This window comes from Wolbachia endosymbiont of Cruorifilaria tuberocauda (genome assembly GCF_013365475.1).
In the GTDB taxonomy this organism is placed as follows: Bacteria; Pseudomonadota; Alphaproteobacteria; order Rickettsiales; family Anaplasmataceae; genus Wolbachia.
This window is the reverse complement of record NZ_CP046579.1, coordinates 388521-411223: the sequence shown is the minus strand read 5'-3', so window position 1 is coordinate 411223 and position 22703 is coordinate 388521. Positions and strand designations below refer to the sequence as shown.

Here is a 22703-nt window from a genome sequence, read left to right as displayed (position 1 = left end):
CCACCCTATAAATATATCTTTTTAAAGCAAACAACATTTTTTTAAGCTAATTTAAATTTTAAGTTTAACTAAATTGAAAATAACTACAAGCACTAAACTTAATTTGACTTTTTTACTTCTTCTTATATGCAAAATCAGGCTTCATCATGAATCTAATATAGAGCTATCTTACTTAGTAAATTAGTATTAAAAGCGATCAAATATTCTTGTATTAAATAGGTACATCTACTTTGTAATAGTCAATTAAGATATAAGAACTCTCTTAGAGAGTTCAAAATCTCTAAGCTTAATGACATCTTCCCTCCTTGGACTAGTTGAAATTAGGTGAATAGGCACACCTATTAATTCCTCAACCCTCCTTATATACCTTATTAAATTCGTAGGCAGCTCTTTAACCAGCCTTTTGCCTTGAATACTCTCCTTCCAACCAGGAAATTCTTCATATATTGGTTCTAATCTCCCTTGCATTACATGTGATGCAGGTAGATAATCGTATATTTTTTTTTCGTACTCATAACTAGTACATACTTTAATTCTGTCAAAAGAGTCAAGAACATCTAACTTAGTTAACACCACACTTGAAACACCAGAGATCTGTACTGCTTGACGTACTAAAACCGCATCAAACCAACCACAGCGTCTTTTTCTATTACTTACAGTTCCAAGTTCCTTACCTATAGAAAATAAGCTATCTCCAATCTCATTTTTTTGTTCAGTAGGGAATGGGCCATTTCCTACTCTTGTAGTATAAGCTTTTGCTACACCGACGACATAAACTTTGGAAGAGAATCCTGAACCTGTTATTGCTTGCGATGCCAAAGTATTACTTGAAGTAACAAAAGGGTATGTCCCATGGTCAATATCTAAAAACGTACCTTGTGCACCTTCGAATATTATTTCCTTACCCTCTTTTGTAAGCTCATTCAATACTTTCCATACTGGCCTCTTATATGGAAGGATTTTCATTGAAATCCTTCTAATTTCCTTCAATATTTCTTCTTTTTTTGCTATATGGAAGCTTAGGCCCTTCCTGATAGCATTATGGTAATTCAGAAGAGCATCCACCTTTCCATTAAGCTCATCCATATTCTCTAAATCACAAAGGCGTATAGCTCTTCTTCCAATTTTGTCTTCATAACAAGGACCTATTCCCTTGTTTGTTGTATCAATTTTATGATCCCCATTTAAATCTTCAAATAACTTTTCTTTTTCCTTATGTACACTAAGTATTAATGGGCAACTTTCAGATACCATTAAGTTACTAGGATTAATATCTATGCCTCTAGTTCTTAATAGCTCTATTTCTGAAATTAGAGCATATGAATCAAGGGCAACACCATTCCCTATAATAGATATTTTGCCTGTCCTTAAAACAGCAGAAGGCAGTAAATTTAATTTATAAATCTTACCACCTACCACTATGGTATGACCTGCATTATTCCCTCCTTGAAACCTTACAACCACACCTGCGTTCTCAGAAAGGTAATCTACTATTTTACCTTTTCCCTCATCACCCCATTGTAAACCAATAACTACAATATTATTCACCATATATTTTGGATCAACAGATAAATATTAATTTAGCACACTACAAATGACAAGAAGTAAATATATCTATCATATAGAATTTTAGTAGTTTGCTCGAAACCCTCCTAAGTAATTAGGCTCACTCCTCGATTTGTACAGGCAAAACGATAAACATTAATATCAAATCAGTTAAATAGAATACCCCAGAGAGGTCAGTTCCTAGTTGTAAAAAAGCAAATTATTAACATTAACAATGTTTATTAAATTAAATCCTATAAATAGAAACATTTCGAACATTAAGGTACTTGGCTAAGCAAGACATTAAGTTTATATAGAAAACAACTAAGTTATCTTTGCATTACAAGTACTTTAACTTGACTAATGACCCTTAATGCAAAATGATCACCTCTAGAAAGATAAGGAAAAACATTATGTGATTAATATGGAAGTACCTAAGACTGTCAAGGATCCATTAGAGAAAGCTGAAGCATAAAGAACAAGGAAATATTCCTCCTGGTAGAAATGACTGTACAGCAAAATTTTGCTGAGAGAAATTAATAAAAAAAAAGTCAAATTTTCTTGATTACCATCTTCTCTGAAATAGAATTATGTAACAGATTCTGATAATACAAAACTATATCTGTATAAACAATCAAAAATAATATATCAACGAATTATAGTTTAAGCTGTAAATACAGTACGTATTTACACTCCCATGAAACACATGTAGTAATAGAAGCTATGCGAAAATAAGCAAAATTTTTATTGTAAAGTGTCATAAATTTAGATACTAAGTCCAAAAAATAAAAGATAACAACCTAGCATTCAACCCTTCTTTGACTTTAGTATAGCATAGTATATTTTATTGAATAAACTCTCTTATCACCAAAAATACTCAAAATTTTTCCTTTATTTTCCTAGAAAATGTCATAAATAGACATCAAACAAAGTTAACTACCTTAGCTAATCTATATCATTTAACACTAGCTTTTTATCTCATGCATACTTAGTGCTGTAGCTCAGGAATTAGCAATACCATATAGAATACAAGGTTTATTCCCTTGTTTTTTACGCAATTAACTCTTTCATAAGAATCTCCATCATCATAAATAGCAAAAAACAAACATTGACACTGTCAGTATTCAGTTACATCTGAATTGATAAAAATAACTTCAGTAAATTATTTTTTAGAAGTCTTACCAATGTTAGTCCTTATTTTTATCCTTCTTACTTTTTATCATTATCTGCTTTCAGCATACATTCTCTATTATTGATATCTTGGCCTTAATCCTTGATATTCATGTATTGATTATACTTTTTAACATCTTTTCAGCATCAGAGTTTATGACACTTTTTAGTACATTCAAGTAAGTAGTATATAAGAACTGCAATTATAGAACATACAACGGTTAATAGTGCATTTGACAAAACTCCATAAGAAAAAAACTGCCCTATTACATATATTCCTACAGCTCCAAACATCATATTACAGAATGAAAGGACTCCACTACCAAGTCCTATACCTTTAATTGTTTCTAATGCAAAAGTCACGTTATTGCTTATCACAAGTGCAAGACCCATATTGCTTGGGATCCAAATAATTTGAAGTATAAATATACTTAACTTATTTATAGAATAAAAATATGCTAGTAGACTCTCAGGTATTATTGGTAATGCTAGCCCTACTATCAGCATTCTGCTAACACCCATTTTCGGTACACACTTTCTATTAATCAAAGTCCCAATCATGAAAAATATAACTATGATTGATATAAAATAACCGAAATACTGGACTTCAACACCCATAGCTTCAAATATGAAAGGATAATTAGCAACATATGCCCAAAGCCACATAAAAGTCAATCCATGAATAGTTGAAAATCCAAGAAAACGATAATTTCTGAATATTAATATATATTGCTTGAGAATATTGCTAATTAAATTAGCCACACTAGTTCCACTTCTATTTACAGAAAGTGTTTCTTGCAACTTAAGGTAGATGAAAATAAACATAACAACTGCTGCTAGTGACATAATAAAAAACAAAAATTTCCAGCTATAACCGTGTGAAATTATATAACTACCTACTACTGGTGCTATCCCAGGTGAAAGTGCTACTACCATATTTAACTTTGAAATTACTCTCGAATACTCACTACCTGAATACATATCCCTTATCGCTGCATATCCAACAACACCCGCAACACCAGCTCCTATTCCTTGTATAAAGCGAACCAGTATTAAGAGGATAATATTATTAGCCATACAACACATAACACTTGCCAAAGCAAAAACTGCCATACCAATCAGCATGATTGGACGCCTGCCATAGTAGTCAGATAGTGGTCCGTAAACTAATCCAGATACTGCAAATCCAACTAAATTCAAGCTAATTGTAAGTTGCACTACACTGCCATCTACCTTAAAATGATTAGCAATACTAGGAAGTGCAACTGAATACAGATCAGTTGCCATATCAGCAATTGCTACAGATAGTATCATGATAAGAGAAATGATATTTTGTATTGCCACTTAATGATTTGCTGATTTATAGAAGCCTTATTATAATAAATTTTCCATAGTTAGTACATTAGTTTATTTCTACTGGAAAAATATCTAATCAGGAGGTTGGTCTAGCCAAAAAGAAGTGAAGAAAAAGAAGTCACTAAGATAATATCTTAAAACTTTCGCTATAAACTTACCTAAACCCCATAGCATAATGAATAAAGTATTTCTTTAGAAAATTTGAGTTTTCGACTACCATTAAGCTAAGATTCCTCAATACCTTAACACAAAATATTCTGTTTGAAAATATCCTATTTATTCCATCAGTAATAAGTGACATAGCAAAATTGTCGCAGTACCTATCACGTGAAATTTTTTTCAGCAAATAGCTACTGCCAATGTCAATACCATATTCTTTTGCAGCAGTTATTTGCCTTACAACACTCTCTACATCCATAATTCCAAGATTAAGACCTTGACCTGCAACAGGATGAATAGAATGTGCTGCATCACCGATAAGTAAAACTCTGCTTTTATATAGACTTTTTGCAAAAGAAAAACTTAAGGAATAAGATTTCCTTCCACTACTCAGTTTAATTTCTCCTAAATAAGAGCCAACCCTCTCCTTGAGCTCTGCTGTAAATTCTTCCTCAGTTAGATTCATTAACATTTTAGAAGTTTCAAATTTTTCTGTCCAAATTATTGAAGAGGTATGTCCACCTTTCATCGGTAGAATTGCAAATGGTCCACCAGGGAAAAACCGCTCTACAGCTAAATTTTGGTGATGCAATTCATGCCTTGCATTAAATACTATGCTACTTTGCCTATAGCTAAATTTAATTACAGGAATAGAAAATAACCTCAATAATTTAGAGTTTTTACCTTCAGCACAAATAAGCAACGACGATATTAATTTTCGATCATTATCCAAGGTAACTTCTACATACCCTTCATCACAAGTAACTGCCTTATAGGAAAGTGGAGAATATATATTTAGTTTTTCTAAAAAATTATTGTTGATCACATTCCATATAGCAGCATTGCTGACAACATATCCCATTGGTTCTTCACTAATCATTTTATGATCGTAATGCACAGTAGCCGAACTATTTTCATCTAGTATGCATATATCAAGTATTGGTTCAGCTTCGCTCTCTATGAGCTGCCAAATACCTAATTTTTCTAATATTCTTCTCGAGCCCTGAGAAATAGCTAATGCCCTATTATCATTAACTACATATTTTAGATTACTTTTTTCAATCACAGCTACAGATACGGAGTTATTGCTAAGACCAATAGCAGTAATAAAACCAATTAAACCTCCACCTGAAATGATTACATCATAATTCATTTACTAACCACAAAACTACATCTATCTATTAAAAAAACTTAAATAACTTTTATAAGCTATATATAAAAGACTCTATACCTTTAATAATGCCTTCATAAATTTCTATCAAACTATTATTCAGCACCATAGGATTTCCGCAATCACAAGCACTACATACCTGTGGGTCTAATGGAATTTTTCCCAAGAATTTAATTCCTAACTCCTCAGATACCTTTTTTGCACCATCTTTTCCAAAGATGTATATTTTTAAGTTACCTTGAATAAAATAACTCATATTTTCTACAATACCAATAATTGGTACACTAAGTTTTGTAAACATATCATAAATTTTGCGAGCATCAATCAAAGCTAGTTCCTGCGGAGTTGAAACTATTATCGCTCCAGTTAAGTCAAAATTCTCCATTAGGCTTAGGTGTACATCACCAGTTCCAGGTGGCGTATCAATTATCAGATATTCTATATCTGTCCATTTTGTTCCCATAAGTAAATTATAAAGCATTTTTGTAATCATAGGACCACGCCATATTACTGCACGAGCTTTATCAAGAAAATATCCAATTGAAATAGTATATAACCCATACTTTTCTATAGGTACCGCTTTGCCACCTTGGATTTTTGGCTTTGATCTTTCAGCACCAAGCATTCTGGGAATTGAAGGGCCATATATATCTGTATCAGCTAGGGCGACTCTGTGTTTTAATTTCATTAACGAAAGAGCAAGAGTCAGTGCAACTGTCGACTTGCCTACTCCTCCCTTGCCAGAAGCTACAACGATTATATTCTTTACTCCATCAATGCACAGTTTCGCTCTCTGTTCTGTAGCTTGTTTTTGATTTGTAGCAACTACAGTCACCTTTCCTATTCCTGGTATAGATTTGATAGCATGTTCACAATCTTTTCTCAACTCTTCATTCGCCTGTGTGTTACCAGAAACTTCAAGTACAAAACTGACATCCTTACCATTGATGAGAATTGAGGATACTATGCCAGCACCTTTTTGTTCTGTAACTTTTCTTAAACTCTCTTTGATAGCTTTTTCATTTATCATTATACTTAATATTACCTAACATACTGTAAGGACAGTATAGCTTAAAGTCATTCCCACTGTTACTCTAATGTGATCTTTGTAAAATAATAAAAGAACAAACATAAATAAGTTCAACTGCCAGCAAACTTTATTGCTATAAACTATAAAAAATGATCGCTTCTTTCTTATGTAACTATAGTGAGGTTAGTGTTGCAACACACACTTCAAACAAAGCTCCTTACCACTAGTTATTAGTAGAAATGATGTTGACCTGTGATAAATGCACACACTTATCTTTTTAGGTATCTAATACAAAAGTCAAGACAATGAATAAAGGCATCAACAAAAGATCAAAAAGTTAACTAATACATTACAAATATGTACACTTTGCTGTATGAAAGAACTTTACTCAGATAAGATACAACATTAGAACAGTGAGTAAAAGTATTCAATCTGGCTTAAATTCGCTCAAAAACTTGAGTTATTAGCATGAGATGCGAAATAGCAAACTAAGAAAGAATCTATTTCAAGAATAAAAAGTAGTAGATCCATTGATAAAAACTTTTCTAGCATTAAAGCAGTAGGTAATGAAAACGAATTTTCTTAATATAAGATAGAAAAATTGAAGGAGAGATTGGAGAAGAGCCCCAGAAAAAACAAAGAGCTGCTAAACATGTGTAAAAACATAGCTCTCTTGCTGGTCATGCTAGTAGCACTATAAATATTAATTTATTAAAATTTAGAAAATAGTTAGAGCAAACTCCTAGCATAAAATAATAACTCCTCTTTTGTTAAAGTATAAGAGCTGCTTTCCCAATATTGCCTTAACAAATCCAAGTTTTTGCCTAAATCTTTTCCTGGCTTCTGACCTATGTTTATCAAATCATTACCAGATAAAGGAAATCTTGGAATATCAAATACCTTAGCATATTTAATGTATTTATCAACATTCTTCCCATACTCAATGCCGTGAATTTTTACTAAATCACAGTATAATTCTTTACCAAAAAGAGATATGTATTTCTCTTGTTTTCTTTCCGAGAGTTCTATTTTAATATTGTTAGTTAATAAAAATAACAGCTTTTTTTTTTGCTTGTTCGAAAGGCGTAAAAATTTGCTCACGTATTCTCCAAGATTCACCTTATCATCCCTCCCAGTAGTCCTAAGAAGCAATGCTAACTTTGTTAGTGCATCAACTTGTTGAGTATCATCCAAGTAGCTGACATTTTGATCTAAGAGAGATGCATGAATTATAGCACCACGTGCTAAAATAACAGGTTGTTTTATAAAAGATTGAGTCTTAGTAAGGAATGGCGAAGACAGAATTTCACATCTCACTTCCTTCGGAATAATTTTTTGTAAAATATCAGACTCCTGCATACTCTTAAGAGTAGGAGCAGGATCATTACACTCCAGTAACTTAAATATCTCCTCTCTTATTCTTTCCCCAGAAAGGTTTTGAATCATATGTGAATGCTTTTTGCATATATCCAGTATTTCATTACTCAAATCTCCAACACATATCTTAGCATGAAAACGAAACGCTCTCAAAATACGCAGGTAATCTTCCTTAATCCTACACTCAGCGTTTCCTATAAAATTTAACCTCTGTGCTTTTAAGTCCTCAACTCCACCAAAGTAGTCGTATATACGACCTCTCTTATCTGCATATAGAGCATTAAATGTAAAGTCACGCCTTGAAGCATCAATTTCCCAACTATTAGTAAATTTTACTTTTGCATACCTACCGTCACATTCAATGTCATGCCTTAATGTTGTGATTTCAAAGGATCTTTTATTTAAGATTGCAGTGATAGTTCCATGTTTCAGACCAGTTAAAATAGCTTTTATATTATGCAACTTTAGTGCTTCAATTACTTGATCAGGAAATAAATTAGTAGCTAAGTCAATATCATGCACGTCACGCTGCAGAATGGAATCTCTTACACACCCGCCAACAAGCCTTACTTCACCACCAAACTCTTCTATAGCATTAATGATTATGCTAGTTTCATAGTCAACTTGCATTTATGTTAGTAAACGATACTGCAGCTTACACTACAAAATACACTAGATTATAGAGCATTTTATACACTGTTTCACCTTCATTTTATAACATGATTCATTTATTAGCATCTTCCAAAATCCCAAAATATCTTTTTAACTACTCCTTACTCAATACTATATAAAACTTATAATACTCTAAGACAACAACTAACTGGAGTTTTACTTACTAATAAGAAGTCTTTTTTTGTTATTTGCTAATCGATAGTCCTAAACAAGCACTACCTTTGTTTCTTATATAAAGAAGTGACTATCATTATAATACATTGATCTTATGTAATTCTGAGATTTTCAAGTTTAACTATTAACTAAGAAAAGTAATTTGCAATTGTATTTATATCGCCTCTCTCATCTTATGAGATCTCATAACATCCTCTATTTCTAGGTATAAATTTAGTAGTTCATAAAGCAATTTTTATCAAAATTACTTCTTCTCTACGGGAAACTACACTAGATAAGTATTTATGCCTTACCAAGATCCTCAGTGTTTCTGTCTTCCTATATCACAAAATCACTTAATAATTTTTCTCATTAGCTTATAATTATATATTGTTTTTTAATATAAGCTATAGGTTACTGTATTAATAGGGTTAATAGATAATTAGCAATAGTGAAAACTTTCCAATCATATAAAATTATAGCTTTATACGAATATGATCAAATATGAGCTTTAACTGTGGTATAATAGGATTGCCGAATATAGGAAAATCTACTTTATTTAATGCACTCACACAATCGAGCGTAGCGGAAGCTGCAAATTATCCTTTCTGTACCATTAGGCCTAACGCCGGCAAAGTCCCAATAAAAGATCAGCGTTTAAATCAAATTGCAGCAATAGCTGGCTCAGAAAAGATAATCTACAATCAGTTAGAAGTCATAGATATTGCAGGCTTAGTCAGAGGAGCAAGTAAAGGCGAAGGACTTGGCAATAAATTTCTTAGTTATATTAGAGAAGTTGATGTCATTGTTCACCTACTTAGGTGTTTTATGGATGACAATATTAACCACGTATATAACAGAGTAGATCCAATATTAGATGCTGAAGTAGTGGAGATGGAGTTAATCTTAGCAGACATTAATAGCATAGAGAGGAGATTATCTCAATTAAAGAAGGAAACTAAACAAGGTGGTAAAGAACTAAAGAAACAACTTGATTTGATGGAGGAAGTTTTATCAACCTTAAAACTCGGTAAACCTGCAAGAATCCTAAGGAATATGGATGAAGCTGAAATGAAACTGCTTCAATTGCTTACAACAAAACCTGTTATATACGTCTGCAACGTTGAAGATACAAATATCATAACTGGCAATGAACTATCTAGAAAGATAGAAAAAATAGCAAAAGAGAACAAGAGTAAATTCTATTGTATTTCAGCAAAACTTGAAGTAGATATTGCAAATCTCAAAGACGAAAAAGAAAAACGGAGTTTTTTATCAGAACTTGGATTACAAGAGCCAGGGCTTGATCAAATAGTTCGTATTATATACGAGGTTCTAGATATGATAACTTTTTTTACTGTTGGACCAAAAGAAGCACGAGCTTGGCCAATAAAGGCAGGATCAACAGCTGATAGAGCAGCAGGTGTGATTCACACTGATTTTAAGAAAGGTTTTATAAAAGCAGAAACTATAAGCTTTGCAGACTATATAAAATATAGAAGTAAATCAGCTTGCAAAAGCGCAGGTAAAACCCGACTTGAAGGTAGAGACTACATCGTGCAAGACGGAGATATAATGTACTTTAGGTTCAATGTGTAAAATGCTAATGCTATAAGAAGATAGGTAATAACAGCATTCTTGTGTGAATATACACTTTCCTCCTTACTTATATGCTTATCTAATCGTATTATCGTCTTACCTGACCATCACAATAACTTTAGAGGGAAAACATTTTATTATCTCAACGAGACTTTACTCCTCAAAACTATCATCAAATTTGTACTCATTTAAAAATTTTCTAGCACTATTACTTCTTGAGAAACACCTCGTCACTCGTGGGTTTCTACGCTATATCACTGTTAACCATCAGATAATAAGTAATACACTGAACATCAATTATAGACTATAAGTTCTATTGCAATACTATTAGTATAAATTTTGTATTGTTTCTAGCCTTATAAAGGCATTACGTACAACTATCAAAGAACTAATTGAACATGTATCATAACTAAACTTAATTCCATCTATAAGTTCTCCATTTGTCACTCCAGTTGCAATAAATACAGATTCACCTCCTACCATATCTCTTATGGTGTAGATTTTTTCTAAATCATCAATATTCAAACTTTTTGCTCTTTCTTTTAATTCATCTGTATCAAATACTAACCTTCCCTCTATTTGTCCTCCGACTGAATTGAGTGCTGCAGCTGTTAATATCCCTTCTGGCGCCCCTCCTGTTCCAATATACATGTCATGTCCGCCGTTCACCAATGAAACTACAGCAGCAATATCACCATCATCTATTAGCTTAACTTTTGCTTTTAATTTCCTAATTCTTGCTATTAATTCATTATGCCTTTCACGTTTAAGTACAGTTACTACAAGATCACTTATTTCACACCCTTTTGCTCTAGCTAGGTTGACTAAGTTTTTTTCAACACTATTTCTTAATGAAACTACACCTTCTGGCAGATTTTTCCCTACTGCTACTTTTTCCATATAAACGTCAGGTGTGTGTAAAAAATTACCCTTTTCTGTTGCAGCAAGAACTGACATTGCTCCTTGTTTGTGATGAGCACAGATTGTAGTACCCTCAAGTGGATCAACTGCAATGTCAATCTCAGGACCATTACCTGTACCAACCACCTCACCAGAATATAACATCGGCGCTTTATCTCTCTCACCCTCACCAACAATAATTTTACCGCTTATTTCTATCGAATTCAGCACTGTCCGCATTGCATCAACTGCAACTTGATCAGCTTCTTTCTCATTACCTGACCCTGCTAATTTATATGCAGCAAGTGCTGCAGTTTCGGTTGCCTTAACTAATTTGTAAGCTAAGTCCTTCATAATTTATTTATGAATCAAAAGCATTCAAAATATATATTATACCATCTGAAATTTCAAGATTATCTGACTTACTATATGATCTGAGTCAATAGACATAGCAATATGTGGCAAGGTTTGATATGACTGACAGTTTTATTCAAAAAAAAAATAAAGGAAATTATAGATTGAAGCTAAGAATTAGCAATTCATGAGTTTTATGAAAATAATCAAAGGAGATGATGTTTTAGAAATTAATGCTCTGAACACGTGAGTTACAAAAGGGAGCCCAAGCAGGGCTATCATAATAAGCAATTAGGTGATATTCTATAAAGAAAACAAGCTAAAATTATAAGTTCGATTTAACGAAAGAAATATAGTTGACATTAAAAATAACTCTATGTGAGATCTTTTAAGAATAGAGTTAAATTCCTATTTGAGAAAGAGTTTAGAGTAGCATATAGCATAAATTAATTTGTGATTGTCATTCAAAACTAATACTTTAAAGTTTCTCATAATCCTAAAAAGAGGAGCAACTATTACTAACATAACTAAAGCAAAAAGAAATGTACTAGAGAAGCTGAAGAGAATAAATCTATATTATATTCTTTGTTTATTACTAATGGCAGTATCATTAATATACTAATACTAAGCACACTACTATAAACATAGATAAAGAAGATCAAAGCTAAACCTATGGAGAATTGTATAGATTCTATCAGGTAATAAAGGATTGACATACTATAAGCTACTCTTGCCAAAGCAATTCTACAGCATGATAACTTCAATACATCATAATGACCAAAAAAGACTTAATATGCGAATCAGCAACAAAAATGGTAGAATATACAAGTAATCTGGAACTAGATTGTTACTACTTTAACTCCAACATTAGATTATACATAAAAATACTACATTGCTAAGCTGTAGAATGTGAAATGCATTTAGATTTAACACTAAACTGTGCTGCTACTAATTTTGCAACTGGTACTCTATAAGGTGAACATGAAACATAATCCATACCTGATTTTATAAAAAATTCTATAGACCGTGGATCTGCACCATGCTCTCCACACACACCAAGCTTAATTTCCTTACGCATTTTTTTGCCTCTTTCGATAGCTATTTTTATTAGTTTGCCTACTCCTTCAACATCAAGAACTTCAAATGGATCTTCCTCAAGGATACTACTTTTCTTATATGAGTCAAGAAAATTTACTGAATCATCTCTTGAAAGTCCCATAGTTGTTTGTGTTAAATCGTTAGTACCAAAACTAAAAAATTCTGCATGTTGTGCCAATTTATCACCAATTAATGCTGCTCGTGGCAGTTCTATCATTGTTCCAATTGAATAAGTCTTACCTAGTGGTGACCTTTCATCGCATGATGTAGGAGTCTGTGTTTGAATCTTAGCTAGAATGCTAGAAGATTCTTTCTTTACTAACTCACATATTAAAATAAACTCTCTTTCATCCATGACGAAAGGAATCATAATCTCAGGTATAACTTCTATCTTTTTCTCGTCTTTTATCTCATTTGCAGCATTAAGTATTGCCCTAACTTGCATGGTATATATTTCTGGATAGGAAATAGCAAGTCTACAACCTCGGTGACCAAGCATTGGATTCTTTTCTGATAGCTGAGCTATTTTATTCCTTATTGCCTCAACAGGCTTGCTTAGTGATTCAGCAATCCTCTCTATAACAGATTGATCATTAGGCAAAAACTCATGTAGAGGTGGATCAAGCAGGCGTATAGTGATTTCACTGCCACCCATAATAGAAAATATTTCCTTGAAATCGGATTTTTGCATTTCTTCTAGTCTGCTTAATGCATTAGCTCTTTCATTTTCATCATCAGCTATTATCAGTTTTTGAATAGATTCGATCCTATCACGGACAAAAAACATATGCTCTGTACGACATAAACCTATGCCTTCTGCTCCAAATTCTTTAGCAACCCTCGCATCCTTTGGGGTGTCAGCATTCGCCCTTATTTTGATTGTTTTGATTTCATCTAACCAATCAATTATTGTTCTTAATTCTTGGGATAATCTAGGTAAAACTGTAGGGAGAATGCCAAGCATCACTTCACCTGTTCCACCGTTAATAGTAATTGGTTCACCTTTATTTACTTTTATATTTCCTACAGAAAAGAAATTCCCCCCTTTATCGAGATATAATCCATTTACGCTACAAATACACGGCTTGCCCATTCCCCTTGTAACAACAGCAGCGTGTGAAGTCATCCCTCCTCGCGCCGTTATTATACCGCTTGCAGCATTCATTCCATGAATATCTTCAGAGCTTGTCTCTGACCTTACCAAAATTACTTTTTTACCTTGCTCCACAGCCTTCTCTGCGTCACTTGCACTAAATACTATATAACCTGAAGCAACACCTGGAGAGGCTGGTAATCCTTTCCCTATTGTTTTGTGATCACATTTAACATCAAGAACCGGGTGCAATAAACTATCAAAAATTTTTGGATTAATTTTCAATATCCCTTCTCCTTTTGTAATCACTCCCTCATTTACCATATCTACTATTATACGGACAGTAGCTTCAGGTGTGCGTTTGCCAGACCTAGTCTGTAAAATCCACAATTTACCGTCTTGAACAGTAAACTCGATATCCTGCATATCCTTATAGTGCACTTCAAGCTTTTTACATATATCACACAATTCTTGGTATACACTTGGCATTAACTTTTCCATAGTATCTTTCTTCTCCCCATTAATAGGCATAGGTGTATAAACACCAGAAACAACATCTTCACCCTGTGCATTGATCAAAAATTCACCAAAAAATTCCTTCGTTCCAGTCAAGGGATTACGAGTAAATATCACACCAGTTGCAGAATTATTATTTAAATTACCAAAAACCATTGCTTGCACATTGACTGCGGTTCCAATGGTTTCAGAAATGTTATTTATTCTCCTATAGGAGACAGCCCTATCATTCTTCCAAGAAGAAAATACTGCATTTACTGAGTTAAGCAATTGCTCCTCAACATTCTGTGGGAAATGTTTCTCAGTTTTTTCATATATTATCTTTTTAAAAAGATCAATAAACTTCTTTAAAATGTCAGTACTAAAATCGGCTAAACTTTTTGCTCCTCTTTTTTGTCCCTCATTATCAATGACACTTTGAAATAAGTGATAATCAAGCTGCATTACAATACTAGAATACATCATGATAAAACGGCAATAGCTGTCATAGGCGAAATGTTCTCCATTTTTCCTTGCAAGCCCTACAACAGTTGTGTCATTCAAACCAACATTTAGAATTGTATCAAGCATACCTGGCATGGAATTTACACTACCAGATCTTATAGAAACCAGTAAAGGATTGTCTGAGTTTCCGAAACCACAACCAACATCACTTTCAAGCATTACAACATATCTTTTGATTTCGTTACGCAGGTTGTCAGATATTCCATGTTTACAAGCGAAAATAGGGATTGTAAAACCAGGAGGAACAGGAATATCAATGTTACACATCTCAGCTAAATTTGCACCTTTCCCTCCTAGAAGATTTCTCATTTCTGCACTGCCTTCACATTTATTCCTACTAAAGTAATATATCAACTTTTCTTTCATCTTGCCTTTATTGACAAATACATTATATACATGACTCCAATAAGTTTTCCTGAACTTAAAATCATATGTAATAAATTTTACAAAATCTAGCAACAGTGTTCCCTACAATAAAACCAGCAAAGTAAAGCATAAAATATTGAACAACTATCAATAGAAATATATGATATAAAACATTTTAAAGACTTTTTTGACTTTTTCAAAGTCAATTGATATATACAATTACTTATATGCAAAAAACATTATGCACTAAAAGTGATAAAAACCTTCTCATTCATTTCTCTAATTGTGTTTCTAGGCTAGAATATCTTAATATGAAACTCAGCACTTCAATTTTCTAGCTATTTAGGTTCTAAAAATTTCTGCAAGAAATAGAGTATTGTTGGTATTTCCTGCAAGAACTCCACAAAACTAGGTGTATTACAGAGATGTAGTTTAATATCAAACGATTCTGTTTGAAAGCATACTCAATACTATACTGTTAAAACTTATTCGAACTAAATCAAGGAGAAAGGGAAATGATTTTCAAATCCCAAAAATTACCCTTATAGTTATTCCTGGGTGCATTATCTTTCCAAAATAATGAGAATGTTGAAAAATACGAAAAGAGTGGCATTATTTTTCAGTATTCAGCAAAAGAAAAAACCTAAGTAGTACATGAACAAAGAAAAAACATCCAATGAATAAGATATCTGTTTCTGTTTAAAATCTACTGAAATGCCAAAGGGCAGGAAAAGAAAAGGTTAAACAAGCAATTAAAAATGCACTTAATACCTACACTTCTAGATATTAGAAGCAAAATTGCTACCCCTCTGTCAAGGAGAGAAGACATGATAGATCAAATCTAGGTTAAAAAAGCAAATTGCTAGATTCTAGCATTATTTACTAGTGTCATGGTATCAATTTTCCAAAAATCTTCTATTAAGCACGATAAAGAAAATCATTTATAATTGCCATTGCAACAAGTGTTGAAACCTGATATGCCTTATGATTTAGTAAATAGAAGCTTTTACCTGACTCTACAATAAGAGCTTCTGGGTGACTCCGAAAGAAAATATTACTATACTTATCTTCAATAGCCTCTATTACTCCATTACTAGAAAATGCTGCAACTTTATATCCAAGTAACTCTAACTTTCTTCTATTTTCTGATGTATTGCTTACTTCTCCTGAATCGGTATCTGGAAGATATATTGAAAACCATCCATTCTCATCAGGTGGTAAAAATTTAGCTACAACTTTTGCTAAGCGGCTATTTGGGATTATCTTTATCTGCTTGAGAGGAATATTTTTTTGCTGTAGATTAGGCACTGACTTTGAGCGAGAGACTTTTCCCTCCTTAACTGCAAGGCTATCTACATTCACTACTTCAACTCCCTTTGTATTTACAATGTTTCGCAAACTACCACATATACCAAGTAAGTGAATTGCAGGATTGTTATCTACTATTCTCATGATAGCTTCAGTAACAACCTGACTGCAAGAAGTATGAGAAAAAAATTTTGAGCATAAATTGCAATAATTTCCTGAAATAAGTATCCTATTTATTTTCTGTTCCTCAATAAACTCTTCAACTTTAACTTTCACTTCATCCAACACAAGATGATTTCCTGCTGATACTTCATCTTGACCTTGCTTTGCAGGACTAAATAGCTCTTCTTGGATTTTCTTATGGGTTATTATCTTACCGTAATCTATCAGTACAGTTTTAATACCCCAATCATTAAATACTTTATAGATATGTTTTGATAAATCAACTTCACGTAAATGTGTTTTTTCATCTATTTCTAACAAACCAACAACTATACCTCTATTTACTGGTGGCAAGCTCTTGCTAGAGTTTGCATGAGAGATGTTGCTGAATAGTAAAATTACACCTAATAAGACATTAAGCACTTCATTATAATATTTACACTTTACAGGTTATCTAACTTATATCAATATTATTGACATAATGCATAAGAATATTTCCATTAAAAGAGAAATCTTAATAAAAGGGAGAAAGTGGCCTGAGCAGGAATTGAACCAGCGACACAAGGATTTTCAGTCCTTTGCTCTACCAACTGAGCTATCAGGCCAATCGCGTGCTTTCATTCTTAGACAAAAATGTTATTATGTCTATTAAAAGTTTTTATACTTCTCATAAGACTAAAGAGTGGCCGTTGATAATAAAATAGGAATTTACCCTGGTACATTTGACCCTATAACCTTTGGACATATTGATATAATAAAAAGAGCATGTAAATTAGTTGATAAGCTAATAATTGGTATTGCAGAAAGTACTAATAAGTATACTACTTTTGATGCAAAACTACGTACAAGTATGACGAAAAATGAAATCAAAAGGTTAGGAATTAGTGCAAATGTTGTATCTTTTAATGGGCTGTTAATAAAATTTGCAAAAGAACAAAATGCCTCTGTTATTATTAGAGGGCTCAGAGCAGTATCTGATTTTGATTATGAGTTTCAAATGAGCTGGGTTAACTATAAACTTCTTCCTGAAATTGAGACTATATTTCTTCTTGCCTCTAAAGAGACACAATTTATTTCATCAAGTTTTGTGAAAGAAATAGCAAGGCTAGGAGAAAGTGTCAGTAAGTTTGCTCCAGAGAGTGTCCAGGAAGAATTGATTAATCTAATGCAAACAAGAGCAAGAAGTAAAGAATGATATTTATTTTTCACACTAAATATGTATATTTAGCACATAAAATATTATAACTAGAGGAGAAGCATGATAAAAGTGAGGGATAGCATAATAGTTTGTTGCCGTGGAGATGAGAATGACAGTAGTTTTGGTCATCCATTAATATACCTGTATAAAGAAGGAAGTGAAACATTTTGCCCTTACTGTAATAAGCAAATGGATGAAGAGCTCAAATCTAAAGGATCTAAATCTGTCAATAAGTGCATCGTGGCAGCAGCTAATAAAAGAGAAAGAATTCATGGATAATATTTCATCTTTATAAAACAGCTACTTTGTATACATAGCAATAAGAGGTGCAGTAAAAATAAAGCCATCCATGCGGTCAAGCATACCTCCATGTCCAGGTATTATACTTCCACTATCTTTAACGTTATAAACCCTTTTCACAAGTGATTCAGTAAAATCACCAAGTTGCGCTAAAATAGCAATTACAAGTCCAATCATTGGAGAATAAAAAACAGAAAATAGGCCTAAAAATACTGATCCAAAAATTGTGCATACTATTCCAGCTAAGGTTGCACCAAAAAACCCTGCCCAAGTTTTGCCAGGACTAATAATTGGACAAATTCTAGCTCCACCAAAGTTTTGCCCAAACAGATATGCAGCAATATCTATATTCCAAATAGTTAAGATAAGCCATACTAATGTATGCTTTCCTTGTTGGAGATTATACAGACATATCAATGAAGCATTTGGTAGTGCAATCAACAACAATGCGAAAACATACAAGACTCTATTCCCACGAGTCAAATTATACCATTCAAAAGAAGATAGAACTGCTATCGAAAAAACCAGTAGATAAAACGATAAATCGTTGAAATATATAGCAAAAGAGAATACAAGCAATATCATCATTGATGATAGTATTCTAACTACAAAATTGTTATCTTCCATATCTTTTCTCCCTTTTTGCATAATCTTCTAATGCTTTACTCAAATCTTGACAAGAAAAATCAGGCCACAAAGTATCACAGAAATATAACTCAGCATAAGCTGCTTGCCATAACAAAAAGTTACTTAATCTTTTTTCTCCACCAGTGCGAATCAATAGATCCAACTTTGGTAAATCTTTAGTGTATAAAAATTTTTCAAATCTATCTTCTGAAACAGAATTAATATTTTCTTTTATAATCCTACTTATAGCATGTATAATTTCTTGCTTTGCGCCATAGCTGACCGCTACAGTAAGCAACAACCCATCATTTTTACGTGTCATTTCTTCAACTTTCTTTATTTGATCAAATACTTTGCAGGGCAACAAATTTAAATTTCCAACAAAGTTCAATTTAATGTTATAGCTACAAATGAAATTAACTTTATCTTCATCAGTTAGAGTAAAGTAAAATAAATCAAATATACAATCGATTTCTTCTTTAGGTCTAAGCCAGTTCTCCATAGAAAATGCATATAAAGTTAAACATGGTATGGTTAAAGTTATACAATACTTAGCAATATCATACGCAACTTCACTACCTTTCCTATAACCATCAATCTTTATCCTACCCTGCTTGCTTGCCCATCTACTATTACCATCCATTATGATGGCTAAATGTTTTGGCAGAGATTCTAGATTCAACATCTTAATTTAATCAGATTTTGCAACTTAAGTGAAATTTTTTCAATCTCAGAAGGCATCTGAAAATGTGTTATTCCAGTTCCATGATACAGAAAGTACACTAAGCTGATAAGTTCAAAAGAAGTCATGATTATGTTAAAAATACAATATCCTTAATGAAGGCATATGAAAAGCTTTATTAAAACGCTGGTTACTAAAAAGGTATTCTTTTTGATAGAAACTATTCTAAAGTCATAATGTTTATATAGTTACATACCAACTATCATTATACATTACAATAGAGCTGAAAGTATTCACTCTTATTTATATCATAACCTAACGATATAATATTTCCCTTTCTTTAATGGAAAATTCACCATCAATCTTTTTAATATTATTATCAGTAATATTTTGTACCTGTTTTTTAGCATCATGGAAATCATCTTCTGAGATTTCTTTACTTTCCTGCATTTTTTCTATCTCCTCCATGACATCTCTACGTATATTTCTAATAGCAACTCGTGCACTCTCAGCAAACTGGTGTAGCAACTTTACTAACCTTCTACGAGCTTCTTGTGTTAGATCTGGAAGAGTTATACGTATAGTGTTATTTTCAATAACATAGTTGAAATTTAAGTTAGTATTCAATATAGCATTTTTTATCTCACCTATAATACTAACATCCCAAACTTTAATTGATAAGGTCTTATTATCTGTAACTGAGATATCTGCAACCTGACTTAGCTTTTGATGCCCACTATAGGCATTTACAACTATACCATCTAGTAATGATACGCTAGCTCTACCAGTACGTATACCTTTAATATTATTGCAAAAAGATTGAACAGTTTTTAGCATCCTTTCTTTCATTTTAGTTTTTACTTCACTTAACATAAGCTTTTTATCACTTGCAACCTGAAACTATAGTATAAGTGCCAAACCCCTTAATAATATTAGCTATTTTTTCTCCTTTCAAAGAGAAAACTATAATTGGAATAGAATGCTCACGTGCAAGAGAGATAGCTGAAGCATCCATAACCCTTAAATCACGTGTTAACAAATCCATATAAGAAAGCCTATCATACATTATAGCATCCTCATGCTCTCCAGGATCAGCAGAATATATACCATTTACTTGTGTGCCTTTTATGATAACATCACAATTTGTTTCAATAGCACGTAGAACTGCAGCTGTATCTGTAGTAAAAAATGGATTACCAGTGCCTGCTGCAAAGATCACTACTCTACCTTTTTCCAAATGACGAATAGCTTTTCTCCTTATATAAGGCTCACATATAGAAGTCATAGGTATTGCAGACAATACCCTAGACCCTACTGAATTTTTCTCTAGGAAGTTTTGTAAAATTAAAGCATTAATTACAGTTGCAAGCATTCCAATATAGTCACTGCTTGCTCTCTCACAACCATTTAAGGATGCAGATGCACCACGAAAGATATTACCACCACCAACAACAACACAGACCTGAACTCCAAGGCTATAAATATCAGCTATACCTTTACATAACTTATCTATAACTTCCATATCGTGGCCAAAAGCACGTGAGCCCATCAAAGCTTCACCAGAAATCTTGAATAAGACTCTAGAGTATTTTACCTTATTTCCTTTGTTTATTGCATTGTCCACCTCTAATTACTTAACTTCTATTGCCCAAAATAAGTAACTTATAATCAGATAACTTAATAGGAGAATTTACACTTGATTCATTTAACTTTATAAAATCAGAAACTTTTATCTTATCATCTTTTATAAACTTCTGCTCCAATAGAACAACTTTCTCATAATACTTGGCTATTTGTCCATCTACTATTTTTTTTGTTATTTCTTCAGGCTTATTTAAGCTATTTACTTGTTTTTCAACTATAGAACGCTCATTACTTAATTTTGTACAACACAAATTATCTATAGAAAGAGCTTCTGGTTTCATAGCAACTACATGCATTGCTATTTGCTTTCCAATCTCCTGTAACTTTGATTGATCACCTGATGACTGCAACGCAACTAAAGCTCCAATTTTACCAAGATTACATATATCACCATGCACATAGCCAGCAATAACACCATCTTCATCGTTTTCTAGGTAACAAAGCTTACTCAACTCCACCTTTTCCCCGAAAATAGATGTATTATTTATAATAACTTCTTGCACAGTACCAATATCTTCATATTCAGCATTTTTTAAATCATCAATATTAGTACAGCGCTTTCGATAAGCAATTGATACTAAGTTTAAAATCAATTTTATAAACTTTTCATTTCTTGCAACAAAATCAGTTTCACAATTGAGCTCAATCAATACACCACGATTTCTATTTAAATGCATAGCAACTAGCCCATCTGAAGTTACCCTATCAACTTTCTTGTCAGCTTTAGCAAGTCCTATTACACGTAATTTATCAATAGCCTTTTTAATATCACCATTACACTCTTCTAACGCTTTCTTACAGTCACCTATACCAATACCTGTTCTATCACGCAGCTCCTTTATACTACTTGTACTGATTTTCATCTGCTACTACCATCCTTTTCCTCTCCCTTGTAAATCTTACTATGCCTCTTTTTAGTTTGCACAATACTATTTTCTTCCTCTTTAGTAAACTCATCACCCTTTATATTTATATCACCAACCTTAACTCCAGATTTTGTCAAACTAGATTCTATCCCAGCTAATATACAATCAGCAGCTAACCTGCAATAAAGTTCTACTGATTTCCTTGAGTCATCATTTCCTGGTATAGGATAAGTAATATCATCTGGATTAGAGTTAGTATCAAGCACCGCAACTATCGGAATTCCTAATTTTACAGCCTCTTTAACAGCAATATGCTCTTTATTGGTATCAATAATAAATAGAATATCTGGAATTGCTCCCATCTCTCTAATACCGCCTAATGCCTTGTCAAGTTTTTGCCTTTTTTTTTCAAGATTTCCTAATTCTTTCTTGGTTAAAACACTATTTTCATCATTCAAAATTTTCTCATATTGAACTAGAGTTCTTATCGAGGAAGAAACAGTTCCCCAGTTAGTAAGCATACCACCTAACCAACGATAATTCACATAGTATTGACCACAACGGATTGCTTCATTTGCAATAATATCTAAAGCCTGAAATTTCGTACCAACAAATAAAATGCGACCGCCTTGAGATGCAATATCGTATAAAGCTTTCATTGCTACCTGTAGCAGAGGTAATGTTTTCCGCAAATCAATTATATGTATACGGTTTTCTTGATGTATCCCATATATGTATGGAGCCATTTTCGCATTCCATCGATTAATTTTATGACCAAAATGCACACCAGAACTAGCTAAATCACGCATAGTGATTTCAGGTAAATTCACCATATTAATCCCCAAAACAGTTC

At 32.7% G+C, this 22703-nt stretch carries 17 protein-coding genes and 1 tRNA gene; 3 read left to right on the top strand and 15 right to left on the bottom strand.

Features of this window, described 5'->3' with window-relative positions:
- Positions 1 to 243 precede the first annotated feature (243 nt).
- The 5 genes from GOY13_RS01605 to GOY13_RS01585 form a co-directional block, all read right to left on the bottom strand.
- Entirely contained in the window at positions 244 to 1548 is a 1305-nt protein-coding gene (locus GOY13_RS01605; protein ID WP_175814424.1) for an adenylosuccinate synthase, read from the bottom strand.
- A gap of 1314 nt (positions 1549 to 2862) precedes the next feature.
- Positions 2863 to 4059, bottom strand: a complete 1197-nt coding sequence (locus GOY13_RS01600; RefSeq protein ID WP_458694611.1) for a multidrug effflux MFS transporter — start codon at positions 4057 to 4059, stop codon at positions 2863 to 2865.
- 166 nt (positions 4060 to 4225) lie between these two features.
- Positions 4226 to 5383 carry a 2-octaprenyl-6-methoxyphenyl hydroxylase gene (ubiH, locus tag GOY13_RS01595; RefSeq protein ID WP_175814090.1) on the bottom strand — a complete coding sequence of 386 codons (1158 nt, stop codon included), beginning with the start codon at positions 5381 to 5383 and terminating at the stop codon, positions 4226 to 4228.
- Positions 5384 to 5432: 49 nt separating this feature from the next.
- A complete protein-coding gene (locus GOY13_RS01590) occupies positions 5433 to 6431 on the bottom strand; it encodes an Mrp/NBP35 family ATP-binding protein (protein WP_175814089.1) in 999 nt (332 codons plus the stop codon).
- 729 nt (positions 6432 to 7160) lie between these two features.
- Positions 7161 to 8438 carry a CCA tRNA nucleotidyltransferase gene (locus GOY13_RS01585; protein WP_175814088.1) on the bottom strand — a complete coding sequence of 426 codons (1278 nt, stop codon included), beginning with the start codon at positions 8436 to 8438 and terminating at the stop codon, positions 7161 to 7163.
- 699 nt (positions 8439 to 9137) lie between these two features.
- Between GOY13_RS01585 and ychF the strand changes: the two genes are divergently transcribed.
- The gene (gene ychF, locus GOY13_RS01580) at positions 9138 to 10232 is read left to right on the top strand and encodes a redox-regulated ATPase YchF (protein WP_175814087.1); all 1095 of its coding nucleotides are present in this window, start codon (positions 9138 to 9140) and stop codon (positions 10230 to 10232) included.
- A 327-nt stretch (positions 10233 to 10559) separates the two neighbouring features.
- On the opposite strand, the gene glpX is transcribed toward ychF, so the two are convergent.
- The 4 genes from glpX to GOY13_RS01560 form a co-directional block, all read right to left on the bottom strand.
- Positions 10560 to 11486: a class II fructose-bisphosphatase gene (glpX, locus tag GOY13_RS01575; protein WP_175814086.1), complete on the bottom strand. Its 927-nt coding sequence runs from the start codon at positions 11484 to 11486 to the stop codon at positions 10560 to 10562.
- 895 nt (positions 11487 to 12381) lie between these two features.
- Positions 12382 to 15063, bottom strand: coding sequence for a pyruvate, phosphate dikinase (gene ppdK, locus GOY13_RS01570; protein WP_175814422.1), 2682 nt, complete (start codon positions 15061 to 15063; stop codon positions 12382 to 12384).
- 918 nt (positions 15064 to 15981) lie between these two features.
- On the bottom strand, positions 15982 to 16956 hold the full coding sequence (locus GOY13_RS01565) for a glutamine amidotransferase (protein ID WP_246214317.1): 975 nt from the start codon (positions 16954 to 16956) through the stop codon (positions 15982 to 15984).
- Positions 16957 to 17065: 109 nt separating this feature from the next.
- Positions 17066 to 17138, bottom strand: a tRNA-Phe gene (locus tag GOY13_RS01560).
- 77 nt (positions 17139 to 17215) lie between these two features.
- Here GOY13_RS01560 and coaD point away from each other — a divergent pair.
- Together coaD and GOY13_RS01550 are read left to right on the top strand one after the other, a co-directional pair.
- The gene (coaD, locus tag GOY13_RS01555) at positions 17216 to 17728 is read left to right on the top strand and encodes a pantetheine-phosphate adenylyltransferase (RefSeq protein ID WP_175814085.1); all 513 of its coding nucleotides are present in this window, start codon (positions 17216 to 17218) and stop codon (positions 17726 to 17728) included.
- A 63-nt stretch (positions 17729 to 17791) separates the two neighbouring features.
- The gene (locus GOY13_RS01550; protein ID WP_175814084.1) at positions 17792 to 18010 is read left to right on the top strand and encodes a zinc-finger domain-containing protein; all 219 of its coding nucleotides are present in this window, start codon (positions 17792 to 17794) and stop codon (positions 18008 to 18010) included.
- 21 nt (positions 18011 to 18031) lie between these two features.
- Here GOY13_RS01550 and GOY13_RS01545 read toward each other — a convergent pair whose 3' ends face one another.
- The 6 genes from GOY13_RS01545 to rpsB all read right to left on the bottom strand — a co-directional run bounded on the left by GOY13_RS01545 (position 18032) and on the right by rpsB (position 22683).
- A complete protein-coding gene (locus GOY13_RS01545) occupies positions 18032 to 18658 on the bottom strand; it encodes a phosphatidate cytidylyltransferase (protein WP_175814420.1) in 627 nt (208 codons plus the stop codon).
- Entirely contained in the window at positions 18648 to 19343 is a 696-nt protein-coding gene (uppS, locus tag GOY13_RS01540) for a polyprenyl diphosphate synthase (RefSeq protein WP_175814083.1), read from the bottom strand. The genes GOY13_RS01545 and uppS overlap by 11 nt, the downstream gene beginning before the upstream one ends.
- A 312-nt stretch (positions 19344 to 19655) precedes the next feature.
- The gene (gene frr / locus GOY13_RS01535) at positions 19656 to 20213 is read right to left on the bottom strand and encodes a ribosome recycling factor (protein WP_175814082.1); all 558 of its coding nucleotides are present in this window, start codon (positions 20211 to 20213) and stop codon (positions 19656 to 19658) included.
- Between the two features lie 10 nt (positions 20214 to 20223).
- Complete coding sequence (gene pyrH, locus GOY13_RS01530) at positions 20224 to 20952, bottom strand: UMP kinase (protein ID WP_369800351.1); 729 nt, start codon at positions 20950 to 20952, stop codon at positions 20224 to 20226.
- 22 nt (positions 20953 to 20974) lie between these two features.
- Positions 20975 to 21847: a translation elongation factor Ts gene (gene tsf / locus GOY13_RS01525; protein ID WP_175814080.1), complete on the bottom strand. Its 873-nt coding sequence runs from the start codon at positions 21845 to 21847 to the stop codon at positions 20975 to 20977.
- Positions 21844 to 22683, bottom strand: coding sequence for a 30S ribosomal protein S2 (rpsB, locus tag GOY13_RS01520; protein WP_175814079.1), 840 nt, complete (start codon positions 22681 to 22683; stop codon positions 21844 to 21846). The genes tsf and rpsB overlap by 4 nt, the downstream gene beginning before the upstream one ends.
- Positions 22684 to 22703: the final 20 nt, after the last annotated feature.